A 15,101-nucleotide genomic window follows, 5' to 3' on the forward strand; every position below is an offset into this window, starting at 1 on the left:
CGCGAACAGGTCGGCCTGCGTGGTGCCGGGCAGCAGCCCGAGGCTCGGCGGAGGAGTCACGAGCTCCCCGCCCGTCAGCAGCACGAGGTTCGAGGGCGGGGGGTTCCGAGTGTATCGACGCGGGCCGGGCGCCCGGTGGGAGCGCGCACCGCGTCGGCTCGGAACGCGCCGAGCGCCCAGCGGGGGAACGGGCGCCCGGCGGGGGTCAGTGCGCGAGCAGCTCGCGCACCCGCGGGATGACCTGCGTGCCGTAGAGCTCGATGTTGCGCATGATCGCCGGGTGCGGCAACGTCCCGGCGCTGTACTTGAGGTCGAAGCGGTCGATGCCCAGGGCCTCGACCGTTCGCGCGATCTTCCGGGCGACCGTCTCGGGCGAGCCGAGGTGGATGGCGCCGTCGGGGCCGGCCTCCTCCTCGAAGCGCTCGCGGGTCATCGGGGACCAGCCGCGCTCGCGGCCGATGGCGTCCATCATCGCCTTGTGGTGCGGGAAGTACAGCTCGCGCGCCTCCTCGTCGGTGTCGGCGACGAAGCCGGGCGAGTGCACGGCGACCGGGAGGCGGGGCTGCTCGAGCTGGTCGAGCGCGCGGCCGAAGAGGTCGACGTAGGGGCGGAAGCGGGCCGGCGAGCCGCCGATGATCGCCAGGACGAGCGGGAAGCCGTACCGGGCGGCGCGGACGACCGACTCGGGGCTGCCGCCGACGCCGATCCAGGTGCGGAGGGTGCCGTTGTCGAGGGTCGGGTAGACGCTCTGCTCGGTGAGCGCGGGGCGGGTCGTGCCCTGCCAGGTGACCGGGCCGCCCTGGATCAGGGCGTGGAAGAGGTCGAGCTTCTCCTCGAAGAGGACCTCGTACTGCGCGAGGTCGTAGCCGAAGAGCGGGAAGGACTCGGTGAAGGAGCCGCGGCCGAGGATGACCTCGGCCCGGCCGCCGGAGAGTCCGTCGAGGGTGGCGAAGCGCTGGTAGACGCGCACCGGGTCGTCCGAGGAGAGGACCGTCACGGCGGAGCCGAGGTGGATGCGCTCGGTGCGGGCCGCGATGGCGGCGAGCACGACATCCGGTGCGCTCACGGCGAAGTCGGCGCGGTGGTGCTCGCCGATCCCGAAGAAGTCGATGCCGACCCGGTCGGCCAGGACTCCCTCCTCGACCACGTCGCGGAGGACCTGGCCGTGCGGCAGCGGGGCGCCGTCGGGGCCGGCGGTGACGTCGCCGAACGTGTCGACGCCGAACTTGACTTCATGCATACTCATGGACTTCTGCAACCTCCGGGGGTCGACGGCTATTCCTGCGGGCGGGGTCCGACGTCCCCGGGCAGGAGCGCGTCGGAAGAGACGATCCCCGCCTCGAGCGCCGGCTCGCGGTAGGCGCGCCCGAGCGAGGCGACGGTGTCGTGCGCGTTCAGGCCGCTCGGGTTCGGCAGCACCCAGAGCGGCGCGCCCGCCACGTCCTCCTCCTGCCTGCCCTGCACCGCCCTGCGGCGTCCGAACGCGATCCGGTAGGCGGTGATGCCGACGACCGCGACGGCCCGGGGCCGCACCCGCTCCACGGTGGCGACCAGCCGCTGAGCGCCCTCGCGCAGCTCCTCCGCGGTCAGCTCGTCGGCGCGGGCGGTCGCCCGGGAGGCGAGATTGGTGATGCCGACGCCGCGGGAGACGAGCTCCGCGCGGTCCGCGGCGCTCATCCCCTCGGACACGCGCGGCGCGCGCTCGAGGATCCCGGCCGCGACGAGCGCCGGGTAGAAGCGGTTGCCGGGGTGGGCGAAGTGCGCGCCGGTGGCGGCGGTCCACAGTCCCGGGTTGATGCCGACGAAGAGGAGCCGGACGTCGTCGCCCAGCAGGTCCTCGACGGTGCGGTCCTGGAACGCTGCGAGCTCGGCGCGGGTGAACGGCATGCGACCATCCTGCCGCGGCGCAAGTCCTCTCGGCACGGGGTCGCCGGTGCCAGCATGGAGGCATGACAAACGCATCCCAGGACCACCCGATCCAGCACGGCAGCGACGACGCGCAGCTCGACGAGAAGCTGCGCGGCGTGCTGCTGCAGGTCGCCGGCGACGCCGAGCTGCGACCGGAGGAGGACGTCGAGACCCTGCTGCGCCAGCGCCTGCGCGACACGCGGATCTCGATCTCGGACGAGGCGATCCCGGGGCTCGCCAAGCGCATCCCCGGACTCATGCAGCGCGGGGGCGGCGACGTGAACCCCGGGGCGCACTAGCCCCGAGGGACGGGCGCGGGCCGAGCGGCCGCTCGGGCCGCGCCTCCTCGCGCTACTCGGGGACCGCCGGGCCCTTGCGGTGGTGGTCGAACACCAGGCTCGTGCGCGTCGAGGCCACCGCCGGGTTCGCCGAGAGGTTCGAGACCACGAAGTCCCGCACGTCGCTGGAGTCGCGGACCGCGACGTGGATGATGAAGTCCTCCGAGCCGCCGAGGAAGAACACCTGCACCACCTCGGGCAGCGCGCGGATCTCCTCCGCGAAGCGCGTGATCGCCTGGCGCTGGCCGACGCGGATGCTGACGCTGATCAGCGCCTGCAGGGTCAGGCCGAGCGCCGCCGGGTCGAGCTCGGCGGTGAAGCCGGTGATGACGCCGCGCTCGACGAGGCCCCGGACGCGTGCGACGCAGGTCGACGGGGCGATGCCGGCGCGCTCGGCGAGCCGGCTGTTGGGCGTCCGCGCGTCTGCGCGGAGGAGGCGCACCAGGGTCCGGTCGACCGGATCCAGGTCGTCGAGGTCGTGCAGATCCTTCGGTGGCATGCGCCCGCTCCCCCACTCCGCCGACGAACCTTCGGCCCGTGCGGTGACTTCCGACCGATTATGCGGAATTCCTCCGCCCCGGGCACGATCTTCGCACGATGGGGGCAGAGCCGGTGCAGGATCGGCGCCCACCGCCCGCCCCGCGGGCCGCAGCGAAGGAGCCGCCGTGCGCGTCGGGATCCCCACCGAGATCAAGAACAACGAGAACCGGGTCGCCGCCACTCCGGCCGGCGTCCACGAGCTGGTGCGCCGCGGCCACGAGGTCCTCGTCGAGGCCGGCGCGGGCCTGGGCTCGCGCGTGTCGGACGACGACTTCCGCCGCGCCGGCGCCCTCGTCGTCGACGGGCCCGACGAGGTCTGGGGCGAGTCCGAGCTGGTCCTCAAGGTCAAGGAGCCGATCGAGGCCGAGTACCCGCGGATGCGCCGCGACCAGGTGCTCTTCACCTACCTCCACCTCGCCGCCTCCCGCCCGTGCACCGATGCGCTGCTCGCGGCGGGGACGACCTCCATCGCCTACGAGACGGTCCAGCTGGACGACCGGCGGCTGCCGCTGCTCTCGCCGATGAGCGAGGTCGCCGGGCGCCTGTCGATCACGGTCGGCGCCTACCACCTCATGAGTGCCGTCGGCGGACGGGGCACGCTACTCGGCGGGGTCCCCGGCACTCCGAAGGCGAAGGTCGTCGTGATCGGCGGCGGCACGGCCGGCGAGCACGCCGCGGCGAACGCCCTCGGCATGGGGGCCGACGTCACGATCGTCGACCTCTCGCTCCCCCGCCTCGCGCAGCTCGAGAACCGCTTCCAGGGCGCGATCCAGACCCGTGCCTCCTCGGCCTACGAGATCGCCGCGCAGCTGGCCGACGCCGACCTCGTGATCGGATCCGTCCTCATCCCGGGCGCCAAGGCGCCCAAGCTGGTGACCGACGAGATGGTCGCCACGATGAAGCCAGGCTCGGTGCTGGTCGACATCGCGATCGACCAGGGCGGCTGCTTCGAGGGCTCGCGTCCGACCACGCACGACGACCCGGTGTTCCCCGTGCACCGGAGCGTCTACTACTGCGTCGCGAACATGCCCGGCGCCGTCCCCGAGACCTCGACCCGCGCGCTCACCAACGCGACGCTCCCCTACGCGCTCGCGCTGGCCGACCGCGGGTGGCGGGCCGCCCTGGCCGCCGACCCGGCGCTCGCCCGCGGCCTGAGCACCCACGACGGTCGGGTGACGAACACCGCCGTCGCCGCGGCCTTCGACCTCCCGGCCGTGCCGGTGGAGTCGCTGCTGCTCTAGGCGCCCGCGGGCGCGAGGCCGAGCCCCCCGAGGATCTCGGCGATCTCCTCCTCCGGAGCGCCGCCCACGTCGACCGTGACGTGGAGCTCGTCGTCGCCGAGGGGCTCGAGCGCCTCGAACTGCGAGTCGAGCAGCGTGGTCGGCATGAAGTGGCCGACCCGCGAGGCTAGCCGCCCGGCGATACGGTCCCTCGATCCCGCGAGGTGCGCGAAGACGAGGTCGTCGCGGCGCAGGACGTCGCGGTAGCGGCGGCGCAGAGCAGAGCAGGTCACGACGACCGAGCCGCCCGCGGCGATCCGCTGGTCCACCACGCGGGCGATCTCGGCCAGCCAGGGCGCCCGGTCCTCGTCGGTCAGCGGGATGCCGGCGTGCATCTTGTCGACATTCGCCTGCGGGTGCAGGTCGTCCCCCTCGAGGAACTCCCAGCCCAGTCGGCGCGCCAGGAGCGACGCGACGGTCGACTTGCCGCTGCCGGAGACGCCCATGACGACGACGGCGCGGACGGGGACGGTGGGAAGAGCGGTCATCAGATACCTCCTACGAAGAGACCGATCAGGAGGACCCCGGCGAGCCCGGTCACCGAGACCAGGCACTCCATCACGGTCCAGGTCTTGAGCGTCTGGCCGATGCTGAGCCCGAGGTACTCCTTCACCAGCCAGAACCCGGCGTCGTTGACGTGCGACAGGAACACCGAGCCGGCGCCGATCGCGAGCACCATGAGGGCGACCATCGGCCCGTCCATGGTCTCGGTCAGCGGCTGGAGGATCCCTGCGGCGGTCACGGTGGCGACGGTCGCGGAGCCGGTGGCGACGCGGATCACGACGGCCACGAGCCAGGCGAGCAGCAGCGCCGAGGCGCCGCTCCCTTCCGCGAGCTGGGCGACCACCCCGCCGATCCCGGTGTCGACGAGGACCTGCTTGAAACCGCCGCCCGCGCCGACGATGAGCAGGATGCCCGCGATCGGCGGCAGCGAGCTCGAGAGCGAGGCCTGCAGCTCGGTGCGGTTCATCCGGCCGCCGCGGCCGAGCAGGACCAGACCGGCCAGGAGCGCGATCCCCAGCGCGATGGTCGGCGTGCCGAGGAAGTCGAGGGCGCCCTTCCAGGCGTCCGTGGAGCCCGGGGCCGCGATGTCGGCGATCGCCTTGCCCAGCATCAGCACGACCGGCAGCAGGATGCTCGCGACGGCGGCGGCGAAGCCCGGGCGGTGCTCGCGCGTCTCGCCCGCGCCCTCGCCGAAGAGCGGCGGCGTCTCCACCGGCGCCCAGCGGGCGGCGACCCGGCCGAAGAGCGGGCCGGCGACGACGACGGTGGGGATCGCGACCAGGACGCCGAACGCGAGGGTCACGCCGAGGTTCGCGCCGAGTGCGTCGATCGCGACCAGCGGTCCGGGGTGGGGCGGGACGAGGCCGTGCATCACCGAGAGGCCGGCGAGCGTCGGGATCGCCACCTTCATCAGCGGCAGACCGCTCCGGCGGGCGACCAGGATCACGACCGGGATCAGCAGCACGAGCCCGACCTCGAAGAACATCGGCAGCCCGATCAGCGCGCCGACGAAGCCCATCATCCAGGGCAGCGCGCGAGTGCTCGAGCGGGCGATGAGGGTGTCCACGATGCGGTCCGCGCCGCCCGAGTCGGCGAGGAGCTTGCCGTACATCGCGCCGAGGCCGATGAGGATGCCGACGCCGCCCATGGTGTTGCCGAACCCCAGCGCGAAGCTGGCGACCGCGTCCGCCGCCGCCAGCCCCGCGATCAGGCCCGTCGTCAGCGCTCCGATCAGCAGGGAGACGAAGGGGTGCAGCTTCAGCCAGGTGATCAGCACGACGATCACGGCGATGCCGACGACGGCGGCGAGGATCAGCTGCCCCTGCCCGGCGGTGGTGGCGGGGGCGTCCCCGGCGGCGGCGCGGAGGGCGGGGAGGAGGGTCGGTGTCATGAGCGTCCTTGGTCGAGCCGACGGCCAGCGGCCGGCTTTTGTCCGACATAACCTGCGTGTGTCCCGATCATGCCCGAAGATCGGCCGGGACGCGACTCCGGCGATGGCAGGATGACCGCATGCCCGCGCCGACGCCCTCGCTGCACCACTCGGTGCTGGACGAGCTCGGCTCGCAGATCGTGCGCGGCGAGCTCGCGCCGGGCACCACCTTCAGCGCCGACGAGCGTGCGGAACGGCGCGGGGTCTCCCGCTCGGTGATGCGGGAGGCGGTGCGCGTCCTCGAGACGCTCGGGCTCGTGACGTCCCGCCGCCGCGCGGGGACGCGGGTCCAGCCTCCGGAGTGCTGGAACGCCCTGGACACGCGGGTCGTCGCGTGGGGACTGGACGGCCCGGACCGGCGGCGCCAGCTGCACCAGCTCAGCGAGCTCCGACTCGGGGTGGAGCCGCTCGCCGCCCGGCTCGCCGCGGCGAACGCGACCGAGGAGCAGCGGCGGGCGCTCACGGAGGCGGGCGACGCCCTCTCCACCCACTCCCGTGCAGCCGACCAGTCCGCCTACCTCGCCGCCGACACCGCCTTCCACCGCTCCCTCCTGGCCGCGTCCGGCAACCTGATGCTCGCGCAGCTGGGCGATCTGGTCGCCGAGGTCCTCGCCGGCCGCACCCGCAACGCGCTCATGCCGCGCGAGGCCGACTCCACCGCGGTGCGGCTGCACCGGGCGGTGGCCGCCGCCGTCGCCTCGGGCGACGCGGACGCTGCGGAGGCCGCGATGCGGGCGATCGTCGAGGAGTCGGACCGGGCGGTCCAGGAGAGCTGACGGGGTTGCACGCCCGCAGCGCCGCGCGCACAGTGGAGCGCATGGTCGAGGGATACACGTCCGCGCAGGTGCGGGCCGCCGAGGCTCCGCACCTGGCCCGGCGGGAGCCGCTGATGCAGCGCGCCGCCGACGGCCTCGCCCGCGAGCTTCGCCTCGTGCTCGCCGGGCGCTCCGACCGCTCCCGTCCGGGCTCGGTGCTCGTCCTGGTCGGTCCGGGCGACAACGGCGGTGACGCGCTCTACGCGGCCGCCGAGCTCTCCTCCTCCGGAACCGACGTCGTCCTCGTCCTCACGGCCGAGCGGGTGCACCGCCGGGGCCTCGCCGTGGCGCTCGACGAGGGCTGCGGGCAGGTGCCGGCCGACGACGCGCCCGGCCTCGCCGCGGCGGTGGCGCGGGCGGATGTCCTGGTCGACGGGATCCTCGGCATCGGAGCGACGGAGCCCGCGCTGCGGGGGCGGCCGCGCGTCGTCGTTGAGGCGGTGCTCGACGCGCTGGAGCGGCGGGCCGAGCGCCCGGTGGTCGTCGCGGTCGACCTGCCTAGCGGAATCCATCCCGACGACGGGTCGGTCCCCGATCCCACCGTGCTGCGCGCCGATGTGACGGTCGCCTTCGGCGCGATCAAGGCCGGTCTGCTGCTGCCTCCGGGCGACTCCTACGCGGGCCGTCTGCGCCTGGTCGACATCGGCCTCGGCCCGGACCTGGCCGGAGTGGAGCCCGCGGTCCGCGAGTGAGCGAGCGGCTCAGGAGGGAGCGAGGAGGTGCGCCTTCTCGGGGTGCTGCTCGAACCACTGCCCGACGTACCAGCACATCGGCACGACGCTCCGCCCGCCGGCGGCCTCGATGTCGTCGACGGCGAAGGAGACGAGCTCCCCTGCGAGCCCGCGGCCGCGGAAGGGCGGGGTCGTGAAGGAGCGGACGAGGGAGACGCTGCCGGGCGCCTCGCGGTAGTCGAGGACGCCCACCAGGGCGCCGTCGAGGTGGAGCTCGTAGCGCGACGCGTCGTCCGCCCGGCGGAAGTCCTTGGCCATGCCTCCAGAGTAGGACGGCCCGGACGGATCAGGCCTCGTCGCCGAGCATCTCGCCGTCGACGTAGAGCCAGCGCCCGTCCTCGCGCAGGAAGCGGCTGCGCTCGTGTACGAGGCCGGGGCCGGCGGGCGAGCGGTAGGAGGCGCGGAACTCGACCAGGCCCTCCTCGTCGCCCTCCCCGCCGAACGAGATGTCGACGATCTGGAGCCGGCGCCACTGGACGTCGGGATCGAGGTCGATGCGGCGCGGCCGGGTCGAGGGGTGCCAGCTCGCGAGCAGGTAGGGGGCGCTGCCGAGGACGTTCGCGCTGTAGCGGCTGCGCATCAGGCGCTCCGCCGTCGGCGAGGGCTCCTCGCCGAGGTGGGCGGGGCGGCAGCAGTCGGCGTAGTGGCGGCGGCTTCCGCAGGGGCAGGAGTCGGCGGGATGCATCCGGCCAGTGTGGCAGGCGATGCGGCGCCCCCGGCCCGGCGAGGCTCCGGCGAGCGCCGTGACTCCCCGGACCGTCCAGGTGTGCATCCCCTCCATATCCGCTCCGTCGCCTTGAGGGTGCCGCCGGATCCCGGCAACGTGGCCCCCTCATCGACCACGGACGGAAGGAACGACCCGATGCTCACGCTCACCGACAACGCCAGCACCGTCGTCAAGACCATCACCGGGCAGACCGAGACCCCCGTCGAGGGAGGCCTGCGCATCAGCGGCACCGATCTCGACGCCCGCAACTTCGCTGTCGCGGTCGCCGCGGCCCCCGAGACGACGGACGCCGTCGTGGAGCAGGACGGAGCGCGCGTGTTCCTCGACGTCGCCGCCTCCGTCGCTCTCGGCGACAAGGTCCTCGACGCGCAGGTGGACGAGGGCGGCTCCATCAGCTTCGGGATCGCTCCCCAGGGCTGACCCCGTCGACATCGGAGGCCGCCCCCACCGCAGTGCGGGAGGGCGGCCTCCGTCGTCCCAGGATCAGGAGAGGATGTCGCGGGTGGTGAAGCGGCCGATCGCGAGCGACCCGAACACGGCGACGTAGGCGAGCTGGAGCAGCGCGTTCTCGCCGAAGGAGCTCCACGCGATCGGGTCGCGCAGGAGGTCGGCGAAGTCGAACCACCGGTCGGTCAGCAGGAACGGGTGGAGGGCGTCCAGCTGCGAGAGCGAGCCGACGATCTGCGCCGCGATGGAGACGACGACGGTGGCCGCCATGGCGCCGACCGGCACATCGGTCAGCGTCGAGATGAAGAGGCCGATCGCCGAGAGCCCGACCAGCGAGAGCGCCGCGTACACGGCGATCGCCAGGGCGCGGCCGATCGCGTCGCCGAGCGGGACGGTGCTGCCGGAGAGCAGCGTCACCGGTCCCGCCGGGAAGAGTGCCAGGCCGATCAGGATCCCGACCACCATGACGGTGAGTGCTGCGGCGAGGCAGAAGGCGAGGGAGGCGGCGAACTTCACCGCGAGCAGCCGCACGCGGCCGACGGGGCTGACCAGCAGGTAGCGCAGCGTCCCGAGCGAGGCCTCGCCCGCGGTCGCGTCGCCGGCAACGACCCCGACCGTGAGCGGGAGGAACAGCGGGACGGCGACCGTGATGGCCGCGAAGCCGGTGAAGAGGCCGTTGCCGGCGATCGCGCCCACGAAAGAGGGCCCGCCTCCGTCCCCGCCCGAGAGCCGCACTGCGACGGCGAGCAGGATCGGGATGGCGGCCAGGGCCGCGAGCAGCGCCCAGGTGCGGCGCCGGCGGAAGAGCAGGGCGAGCTCGGAGGCGAGCAGGGACCCGATCCCTGCGCGGCGGACGGTCGCGTCAGCGCTCGACATCGAAGCCCTCCCCGGTCAGCTCGACGAAGCGCTCCTCGAGCGAGGGGCGGCGGACGGCGAACCCGCGGACGCGGACGTCGGCCCGCACGAGGTCGGCGACCAGCGCCTCGGCCGCGAGCCCGGGCGGCAGAGCGGCGACGACCAGCGGCGGATCGGCGGGGTGCGGGCCCGGCGCGGTGCGCGGCTCCAGACCCCGGGTGTGCAGGGCCACGATCGCGCGCTCGCGGTCGGGCGTCAGCAGCTCGACCGAGGCGGCGTCCCCGCGCAGCTCGTCCAGCCCGCCCTGGGCGACGAGGCGCCCGGTGCGCATGACGGCGGCGTGGGTGCAGAGCTGCTCGATCTCGGCGAGGAGGTGGCTGGAGACGAGGACGGTCGTGCCGTCCTGGTTCAGTCCGCGCACGAGAGCGCGGACCTCGCGGGTGCCCTGCGGATCGAGGCCGTTCGTGGGCTCGTCCAGCACGATCAGGTCGCGCGGCGAGAGCAGGGCGACCGCGATGCCGAGCCGCTGCTTCATGCCCAGGGAGTAGGAGCCGACCTTCTTGCGCGCCGCGGCCGAGAGACCGACGCGGGCGAGGGCCTCCTTCGCACGGGTGTCGCGGGTGCGGGACGAGGTGCCCGCCTCCGCGGCGTCGAAGCGCCGGAGGTTGGCCGCTCCGGAGAGGAACGGGTAGAAGCCCGGCCCCTCGACCAGCGCCCCCACCCGGGGCAGGACCTCGGCCGCGCGCCGGGGCATGGCCTGCCCGAGGACGGTGATGCTGCCCGCGGTCGGCGCGGCGAGGGCGAGCAGCATCCGGATCGTCGTGGTCTTGCCCGAGCCGTTCGGGCCGAGGAAGCCGAAGACGGCGCCGCGGGGAACGGCGAGGTCGAGACCGGAGACCGCCTCCTGGCGCCCGAAGCGTTTGGTGAGGCCCCGCGTCTCGACTGCGAGCTCGCCCGCCGTCACCGAGCGGAGGCCGCGTCGCGGAGCGTCTCGGCCGGGACCGCTCCGGCGAGGACGCGTCCGTCGTCGGTGACGAGGACGGTCAGCAGGGCGGAGGAGAGGATGCGGCCGCCGTCGACCGGCGTGGTGACAGCGTCGAGCGAGGAGAGCGCGTCGGCGTCACCGGCGGGCAGCTCGACGACGCTCGTCCAGCCGGAGCCCGTGGTGACGACGTCGGAGTGCTCGGCCGTGCCCGCGGCGGGCGCGTCGGAGGAGTCCGCCGCGTCGTCGACCGGAGCGGCCTGCTCCGTCACCTCGGCGCCGGCCGGGGGCGTGAAGGAGAAGAGGGACGCGTCGGGCGTCGAGAAGTCGATGCTCGTGTACGCGACGCTGAACGCGGGCGCGGTGCCCCCGCGGGCGGTCACGGCTACCCCGAGCGGGAGGCCCGTCTCGCCGTCGACCGAGACGGTCACGGAGCCCACGAGGGTGCCGCCGTCGCGGGGCGTGAGCACGAGCTCGTACGCGTCGCGCCCGGCGACGCTGACGTCCGAGCCGACCGCGACCGTGGTCGTCGGGTCGATCGCGGCGAGCAGCTGCTCGGCGGCGGACGACGGCGTGACGACCTGATCGCCCGGCGAGGCCTCGGGGGCTCCGCCCGCGGGAGGCACGAGGTGGGTGGCGGTGTTCGCGCTCGAGTCGTAGATCCAGACTCCGTCGGTCGTCGAGGCGACGACGTCGCGCTCGGCCAGCCGGTCGAGCACCTGGAGGCGCGCGCCCTTCTCGGCGTCGACGTACACGCGCGCCTGGTGCGAGCCCGTGGCGAGCTCGACGAGGGAGTCGGCGGGGTCGGCGGACGCCGAGCCGGCCGAGCCGCCGAGCGCCGAGAGGTCGGGCAGGCCGAGGTCCGAGGTCTGCCGGATCTCGCCGGAGAACGCCGTGGTGTCGCTCTCGGCGACGAAGGCGAGGAGGTCGGCGGCGGACTTCTCGGGGAGGTCTCCCGCGGCGCTCGCCGAGAGGGGGAGGGCGACGGCCGCGGCGACGACGACCGCGGGGACGACGGCGACGGGCGTCCAGCGCTTCCAGTCAATGCTCATGCCGGGAACGCTACGCCTCGAACCTCCGCGGCGGGCCGGGAACGTCCCGGTCCACAGCCTTCCGGAAGGGGGTGCGGTCCGAGACCGCGGCCCCTTCCGGAAGGGGGTGCGGTCCGAGACCGCGGCCGGGATGATCAGGGCATGGACCTCCCGTTCGCGCTCCCCGTCGCCCCGATGCTCGCCAAGGCCGTTCCTGCGGTGCCGGAGCAGACCGCCGTCGCGGGCGGATACTCCTACGAGCCGAAGTGGGACGGGTTCCGCGCGATCGTCTCGGTCTCCGGCGGGGAGTGCGAGATCGGGAGCCGCGGCTCCAAGCCGCTGACCCGGTACTTCCCCGAGCTCGTCGAGGCCTTCCTCCGGCTGCTCCCCGACGGCTGCGTGCTCGACGGCGAGATCGTCCTGGCGACCGGCGAGCCGGGTGCCCAGCGGCTCGACTGGGACCTGCTCTCGCAGCGCATCCATCCGGCCGCGAGCCGCGTGAGGATGCTGGCGGAGACCACCCCGGCGATGCTCGTCGCCTTCGACCTGCTCGCCGTGGACGGGCGCAGCATGCTCGAGGAGCCGTACTCGGCGCGGCGGGAGGCGCTCGCCGCGGTGATGGCCGGCGTCCCGCATCCGCTGCACCTCGGCCGCGCCACCGACGACGAGGCCCTGGCGCGCGACTGGCTGGAGCGCTTCGAGGGCGCAGGACTGGACGGCGTCGTGGCGAAGCCCCTGGCCGCGCCCTACTCCCCCGGGAAGCGCGCCGTGCTCAAGGTCAAGCACCACCGCACGGCCGACGTGATCGCGATCGGGTACCGCGAGCACGCCTCCAAGCCGGGCGTGGGCTCGATCCTGCTCGGCCTGCACGGCGACGACGGAGAGGTCCGCCAGGTCGGCGGGGCCTCGGCCTTCAGCGACGAGCGTCGCGTGCAGCTGCTGGAGGAGCTCGCACCCGCGGTCGAGCGCGACGCGGAGGGAGCACCGGTGCGCGGCGAGGGCGAGCGGAGCCGGTTCTCGAGCGGCCGCGACACCTCCTTCGTGCGTCTGCGTCCCGAGCTCGTGCTCGAGGTCCGCTACGACCAGCGCGAGGGCGACCGCTTCCGGCACACCGTGCAGTTCGAGCGCTGGCGCCCGGACCGCGACGCCGCCTCCTGCACCATGGAGCAGCTGGAGCAGCCGACCGCGTACGACCTCGGCGACGTCCTCGGCTAGGCCTTCTTCGCGCGGCTGGGCTGCACGCGGGGCGGCTCGCCCGGCATCTTGGGGAAGTCGGGCGGGAACGGCAGCTCGCCGAGGCCGGCGGCGATATCGCGCTCCCACCAGCCGAGCAGGGCGTCGAGGCGGCCGGGGGCGTCGTGCATCCGTGCCCACGGATCACCGCGCTCGGCGAGGCGCGCCGGGACCGTGCGGATCGTGAAGGCCCGCGGGTCGACGCCGTCGAGCTCGTCCCAGTCCAGCGGAGTGGAGACGGGAGCGTGCGCGAGTGGCCGCGGGCTGTAGGCACCGGCGATCGTCCGGTCGCGGTTGGCCTGGTTGAAGTCGACGAAGATCCGCTCGCCGCGCTCCTCCTTCCACCACGCCGTCGTGACCTGCTCGGGCATCCGCCGCTCCAGCTCGCGCGCCGCGGCGATCACCGCGTGGCGGACGTCGAGGAACTCGTGCTCGGCGACGATCGGCGCGAAGACGTGCAGGCCGCGGTTGCCGGACGTCTTCACGAACGGGTCGAGGCCGGCCTCCCGCAGGACCTCCCGCAGCGCGTGCGCGGCGACGACCGCGTCGGCGACGTCGGTGCCGGGCTGCGGGTCGAGGTCGATCCGGAGCTGGTCGGGCAGGTCGGGCGCATCGGCGCGGGACGCCCACGGGTGGAAGACGACGGTGTTCATCTGCGCCGCCCAGACGGCGGCCGCGGGCTCGTCGATCACGAGCTGCGGATGCACCCGCCCGCTCGGGTACGTCACCGGGACCGACCGGACGTACTCGGGCGCGCCCTTGGGCGGATTCTTCGAGAAGAACTGCTCGCCCTCGATCCCGGAGGAGAAGCGCTGCAGCGAGACGGGGCGGCCGCCGTTCGCCGCGACGAACGGCTCGCCGACGGCGATCAGGTACTCCGCGACCTCGCGTTTGGTGATGCCCGGCTCCGGGAAGAGCACTCGCTCAGGGCTCGAGATCCGCACCTCCCGGTCGCCGTGCGGTCCGGGGACGGTGAGGACGACGGCGTCGCTGCTGGGCATCTGCTGAGGCTAGCCCGCGGCGCCGCCCGGCGACAGGGGTCCGCCGGGGCGTCGCCGCAGCCGGATCGGGCCCTTCGCCCGCGAGGGGTCGACGACCTGTCCGCCCTGCACGATGTCGATCTCGCCCCGGTCGACCAGGCGGCGCGCGGCCCGGCGCACGGGCTCCATCAGCGGCCGCCACTCCTCGCCGCCGACCCGGCGCGCGACCTCGGACGGGCACGCCGTCGACGACGCCGCTCGCGCGAGCAGGACAGTGCGGATCTCCTCCTCGAGCCGCGCCTCCTCCGGACCGACTCCGCGACGGCGGCAGGCGTCCGAGCAGTAGCGGACGTCCTCCCAGTCCCGTGCCCACTTCGCGCGCCACTCGATCTCGCGACCGCAGGAGGCGCAGGTCTTGCTCTCGGGATGCGCGGTGGACGTGCGCTGACGGTGGGCCATGCCCTCGAGTCTGCGCGCAGACCGCGGCCGCAGCGACGGGTTGCGCTGAGGGCGAGCGACGGGCGCGCGGAGGCCGGCGCCGACGACGGGCACCCGATCCGGCGTGATCGGGAACAGGGAGCGGCGGATCGGCGTTCCCCGAGGTGGCGGCGTCATACTCCGCAATAGGGCGGCCCTCCCCCGGTCGGTGCGCCAGTCTGGAGGAGCCGTGCTGCGGCGCGACGGCGGGCCACCACCCCGTGCCGCACCCTCGATCGATCAGGAGTCTCCGATGAGCCGCGAGAACCTCGCCACCACCCCGGACCGCGAGCCGGAGCACCGCGCCTTCGCCGGACTCTCCCCGGAGGACTTCAAGCTCGCGTTCCGCAACCACGCCGCCGGAGTCGCGCTGATCACCGCGGACCCGGGCACCGGCCCGGTCGCCCTGACCGCGACCTCCGTCTTCTCGGTGAGCGCCGAGCCGCCGCTGTTCGTCTTCTCGCTCTCGTCCGCCTCGTCCAGCTCTCCGGCCATCCAGGCGTCCGAGACGCTGGTCGTGCACCTGCTCGGGGCGGAGCAGCTCGACCTGGCGCGTCTGGGCTCGACCAGCGGCATCGACCGCTTCGCCGACACGTCGCTCTGGTCGCGGCTGCCCACGGGCGAGCCGTTCTTCCCGGGCGCCGCCGCCTGGATCCGCGGCACGGTGATCAACCGCATGGAGGCGGGATCGTCCACGATCGTCGCCGTGCACGCCCTCGAGGCCCACGTGCCCGAGGACTCCGAGACCACGGCGCCGCTCGTCTACCACAACCGCACCTGGCACCACCTCGGCGAGCACTCGCGCCTGAGCTGAGCTCCGCGCG

At 74.1% G+C, this 15,101-nt stretch carries 19 protein-coding genes; 7 read left to right on the forward strand and 12 right to left on the reverse strand.

The window, feature by feature from the left end; all coding sequences use genetic code 11:
- Nucleotides 1–205: 205 nt before the first annotated feature.
- Nucleotides 206–1,240, reverse strand: a complete 1,035-nt coding sequence (locus tag C5C50_RS09190; protein WP_104225389.1) for an LLM class flavin-dependent oxidoreductase — start codon at nucleotides 1,238–1,240, stop codon at nucleotides 206–208.
- Nucleotides 1,241–1,275: 35 nt separating this feature from the next.
- The gene (locus C5C50_RS09195) at nucleotides 1,276–1,887 is read right to left on the reverse strand and encodes a mismatch-specific DNA-glycosylase (protein WP_104222562.1); all 612 of its coding nucleotides are present in this window, start codon (nucleotides 1,885–1,887) and stop codon (nucleotides 1,276–1,278) included.
- Nucleotides 1,888–1,949: 62 nt separating this feature from the next.
- Here C5C50_RS09195 and C5C50_RS09200 point away from each other — a divergent pair, with 62 nt between their 5' ends.
- The gene (locus C5C50_RS09200) at nucleotides 1,950–2,207 is read left to right on the forward strand and encodes a hypothetical protein (protein WP_104222561.1); all 258 of its coding nucleotides are present in this window, start codon (nucleotides 1,950–1,952) and stop codon (nucleotides 2,205–2,207) included.
- Between the two features lie 52 nt (nucleotides 2,208–2,259).
- Here C5C50_RS09200 and C5C50_RS09205 read toward each other — a convergent pair whose 3' ends face one another.
- On the reverse strand, nucleotides 2,260–2,745 hold the full coding sequence (locus C5C50_RS09205) for an Lrp/AsnC family transcriptional regulator (RefSeq protein WP_104222560.1): 486 nt from the start codon (nucleotides 2,743–2,745) through the stop codon (nucleotides 2,260–2,262).
- 166 nt (nucleotides 2,746–2,911) lie between these two features.
- On the opposite strand from C5C50_RS09205, the gene ald reads away from it, so the two are divergent.
- Nucleotides 2,912–4,027 (forward strand): alanine dehydrogenase, encoded by a 1,116-nt coding sequence (gene ald, locus C5C50_RS09210; protein WP_104250738.1) that lies wholly within the window; start codon nucleotides 2,912–2,914, stop codon nucleotides 4,025–4,027.
- On the opposite strand, the gene C5C50_RS09215 is transcribed toward ald, so the two are convergent.
- Nucleotides 4,024–4,554, reverse strand: coding sequence for a gluconokinase (locus tag C5C50_RS09215; protein ID WP_104225392.1), 531 nt, complete (start codon nucleotides 4,552–4,554; stop codon nucleotides 4,024–4,026). The two genes, ald and C5C50_RS09215, sit on opposite strands and share 4 nt — an antisense overlap.
- Nucleotides 4,554–5,960 (reverse strand): GntP family permease, encoded by a 1,407-nt coding sequence (locus C5C50_RS09220; protein WP_104273301.1) that lies wholly within the window; start codon nucleotides 5,958–5,960, stop codon nucleotides 4,554–4,556. Before C5C50_RS09220 ends, C5C50_RS09215 begins: the two co-directional genes overlap by 1 nt.
- A 119-nt stretch (nucleotides 5,961–6,079) precedes the next feature.
- On the opposite strand from C5C50_RS09220, the gene C5C50_RS09225 reads away from it, so the two are divergent.
- Complete coding sequence (locus C5C50_RS09225; protein ID WP_104233364.1) at nucleotides 6,080–6,775, forward strand: FadR/GntR family transcriptional regulator; 696 nt, start codon at nucleotides 6,080–6,082, stop codon at nucleotides 6,773–6,775.
- A 41-nt stretch (nucleotides 6,776–6,816) separates the two neighbouring features.
- A complete protein-coding gene (locus C5C50_RS09230; RefSeq protein WP_104273302.1) occupies nucleotides 6,817–7,506 on the forward strand; it encodes an NAD(P)H-hydrate epimerase in 690 nt (229 codons plus the stop codon).
- Between the two features lie 9 nt (nucleotides 7,507–7,515).
- Here C5C50_RS09230 and C5C50_RS09235 read toward each other — a convergent pair whose 3' ends face one another.
- Both C5C50_RS09235 and C5C50_RS09240 read right to left on the reverse strand, forming a co-directional pair.
- A complete protein-coding gene (locus tag C5C50_RS09235; protein ID WP_104222554.1) occupies nucleotides 7,516–7,803 on the reverse strand; it encodes a GNAT family N-acetyltransferase in 288 nt (95 codons plus the stop codon).
- 28 nt (nucleotides 7,804–7,831) lie between these two features.
- Nucleotides 7,832–8,230, reverse strand: coding sequence for a YchJ family protein (locus C5C50_RS09240; RefSeq protein WP_104233402.1), 399 nt, complete (start codon nucleotides 8,228–8,230; stop codon nucleotides 7,832–7,834).
- 177 nt (nucleotides 8,231–8,407) lie between these two features.
- On the opposite strand from C5C50_RS09240, the gene C5C50_RS09245 reads away from it, so the two are divergent.
- Nucleotides 8,408–8,692: a hypothetical protein gene (locus tag C5C50_RS09245; protein ID WP_104273303.1), complete on the forward strand. Its 285-nt coding sequence runs from the start codon at nucleotides 8,408–8,410 to the stop codon at nucleotides 8,690–8,692.
- 63 nt (nucleotides 8,693–8,755) lie between these two features.
- Here the strand turns inward: C5C50_RS09245 and C5C50_RS09250 are convergent, their stop codons facing one another.
- Genes C5C50_RS09250 through C5C50_RS09260 form a run of 3 tightly spaced genes read right to left on the reverse strand, consistent with a single transcriptional unit; the run spans nucleotide 8,756 to nucleotide 11,608 of the window.
- Complete coding sequence (locus C5C50_RS09250) at nucleotides 8,756–9,595, reverse strand: ABC transporter permease (protein WP_104273304.1); 840 nt, start codon at nucleotides 9,593–9,595, stop codon at nucleotides 8,756–8,758.
- Nucleotides 9,582–10,538, reverse strand: a complete 957-nt coding sequence (locus C5C50_RS09255) for an ABC transporter ATP-binding protein (protein WP_104269166.1) — start codon at nucleotides 10,536–10,538, stop codon at nucleotides 9,582–9,584. Before C5C50_RS09255 ends, C5C50_RS09250 begins: the two co-directional genes overlap by 14 nt.
- Nucleotides 10,535–11,608 (reverse strand): DUF2092 domain-containing protein, encoded by a 1,074-nt coding sequence (locus C5C50_RS09260; protein ID WP_104273305.1) that lies wholly within the window; start codon nucleotides 11,606–11,608, stop codon nucleotides 10,535–10,537. The genes C5C50_RS09255 and C5C50_RS09260 overlap by 4 nt, the downstream gene beginning before the upstream one ends.
- Nucleotides 11,609–11,749: 141 nt before the next feature.
- Between C5C50_RS09260 and C5C50_RS09265 the strand changes: the two genes are divergently transcribed.
- The gene (locus C5C50_RS09265; RefSeq protein WP_104225401.1) at nucleotides 11,750–12,802 is read left to right on the forward strand and encodes an ATP-dependent DNA ligase; all 1,053 of its coding nucleotides are present in this window, start codon (nucleotides 11,750–11,752) and stop codon (nucleotides 12,800–12,802) included.
- On the opposite strand, the gene ligD is transcribed toward C5C50_RS09265, so the two are convergent.
- Nucleotides 12,799–13,821 carry a non-homologous end-joining DNA ligase gene (ligD, locus tag C5C50_RS09270; protein WP_181133909.1) on the reverse strand — a complete coding sequence of 341 codons (1,023 nt, stop codon included), beginning with the start codon at nucleotides 13,819–13,821 and terminating at the stop codon, nucleotides 12,799–12,801. The two genes, C5C50_RS09265 and ligD, sit on opposite strands and share 4 nt — an antisense overlap.
- Before the next feature lie 9 nt (nucleotides 13,822–13,830).
- A complete protein-coding gene (locus tag C5C50_RS09275) occupies nucleotides 13,831–14,259 on the reverse strand; it encodes a DUF2256 and DUF3253 domain-containing protein (protein ID WP_104233370.1) in 429 nt (142 codons plus the stop codon).
- A 271-nt stretch (nucleotides 14,260–14,530) separates the two neighbouring features.
- Between C5C50_RS09275 and C5C50_RS09280 the strand changes: the two genes are divergently transcribed.
- The gene (locus C5C50_RS09280) at nucleotides 14,531–15,091 is read left to right on the forward strand and encodes a flavin reductase family protein (RefSeq protein WP_104222547.1); all 561 of its coding nucleotides are present in this window, start codon (nucleotides 14,531–14,533) and stop codon (nucleotides 15,089–15,091) included.
- Nucleotides 15,092–15,101: the final 10 nt, after the last annotated feature.

Source organism: Rathayibacter sp. AY1D9 (genome assembly GCF_002932395.1).
Classification (GTDB): domain Bacteria; phylum Actinomycetota; class Actinomycetes; order Actinomycetales; family Microbacteriaceae; genus Rathayibacter.

Excerpts from the sequence above, each read along its gene's own strand:
- C5C50_RS09190 (WP_104225389.1), bottom strand. The coding sequence starts at position 1,240 with ATGCATGAAGTCAAGTTCGGCGTCGACACGTTCGGCGACGTCACCGCC.
- C5C50_RS09195 (WP_104222562.1), bottom strand. The coding sequence starts at position 1,887 with ATGCCGTTCACCCGCGCCGAGCTCGCAGCGTTCCAGGACCGCACCGTC.
- C5C50_RS09200 (WP_104222561.1), top strand. The coding sequence starts at position 1,950 with ATGACAAACGCATCCCAGGACCACCCGATCCAGCACGGCAGCGACGAC.
- C5C50_RS09205 (WP_104222560.1), bottom strand. The coding sequence starts at position 2,745 with ATGCCACCGAAGGATCTGCACGACCTCGACGACCTGGATCCGGTCGAC.
- C5C50_RS09215 (WP_104225392.1), bottom strand. The coding sequence starts at position 4,554 with ATGACCGCTCTTCCCACCGTCCCCGTCCGCGCCGTCGTCGTCATGGGC.
- C5C50_RS09220 (WP_104273301.1), bottom strand. The coding sequence starts at position 5,960 with ATGACACCGACCCTCCTCCCCGCCCTCCGCGCCGCCGCCGGGGACGCC.
- C5C50_RS09225 (WP_104233364.1), top strand. The coding sequence starts at position 6,080 with ATGCCCGCGCCGACGCCCTCGCTGCACCACTCGGTGCTGGACGAGCTC.
- C5C50_RS09230 (WP_104273302.1), top strand. The coding sequence starts at position 6,817 with ATGGTCGAGGGATACACGTCCGCGCAGGTGCGGGCCGCCGAGGCTCCG.
- C5C50_RS09235 (WP_104222554.1), bottom strand. The coding sequence starts at position 7,803 with ATGGCCAAGGACTTCCGCCGGGCGGACGACGCGTCGCGCTACGAGCTC.
- C5C50_RS09240 (WP_104233402.1), bottom strand. The coding sequence starts at position 8,230 with ATGCATCCCGCCGACTCCTGCCCCTGCGGAAGCCGCCGCCACTACGCC.
- C5C50_RS09245 (WP_104273303.1), top strand. The coding sequence starts at position 8,408 with ATGCTCACGCTCACCGACAACGCCAGCACCGTCGTCAAGACCATCACC.
- C5C50_RS09250 (WP_104273304.1), bottom strand. The coding sequence starts at position 9,595 with ATGTCGAGCGCTGACGCGACCGTCCGCCGCGCAGGGATCGGGTCCCTG.
- C5C50_RS09260 (WP_104273305.1), bottom strand. The coding sequence starts at position 11,608 with ATGAGCATTGACTGGAAGCGCTGGACGCCCGTCGCCGTCGTCCCCGCG.
- C5C50_RS09265 (WP_104225401.1), top strand. The coding sequence starts at position 11,750 with ATGGACCTCCCGTTCGCGCTCCCCGTCGCCCCGATGCTCGCCAAGGCC.
- ligD (WP_181133909.1), bottom strand. The coding sequence starts at position 13,821 with ATGCCCAGCAGCGACGCCGTCGTCCTCACCGTCCCCGGACCGCACGGC.
- C5C50_RS09275 (WP_104233370.1), bottom strand. The coding sequence starts at position 14,259 with ATGGCCCACCGTCAGCGCACGTCCACCGCGCATCCCGAGAGCAAGACC.
- C5C50_RS09280 (WP_104222547.1), top strand. The coding sequence starts at position 14,531 with ATGAGCCGCGAGAACCTCGCCACCACCCCGGACCGCGAGCCGGAGCAC.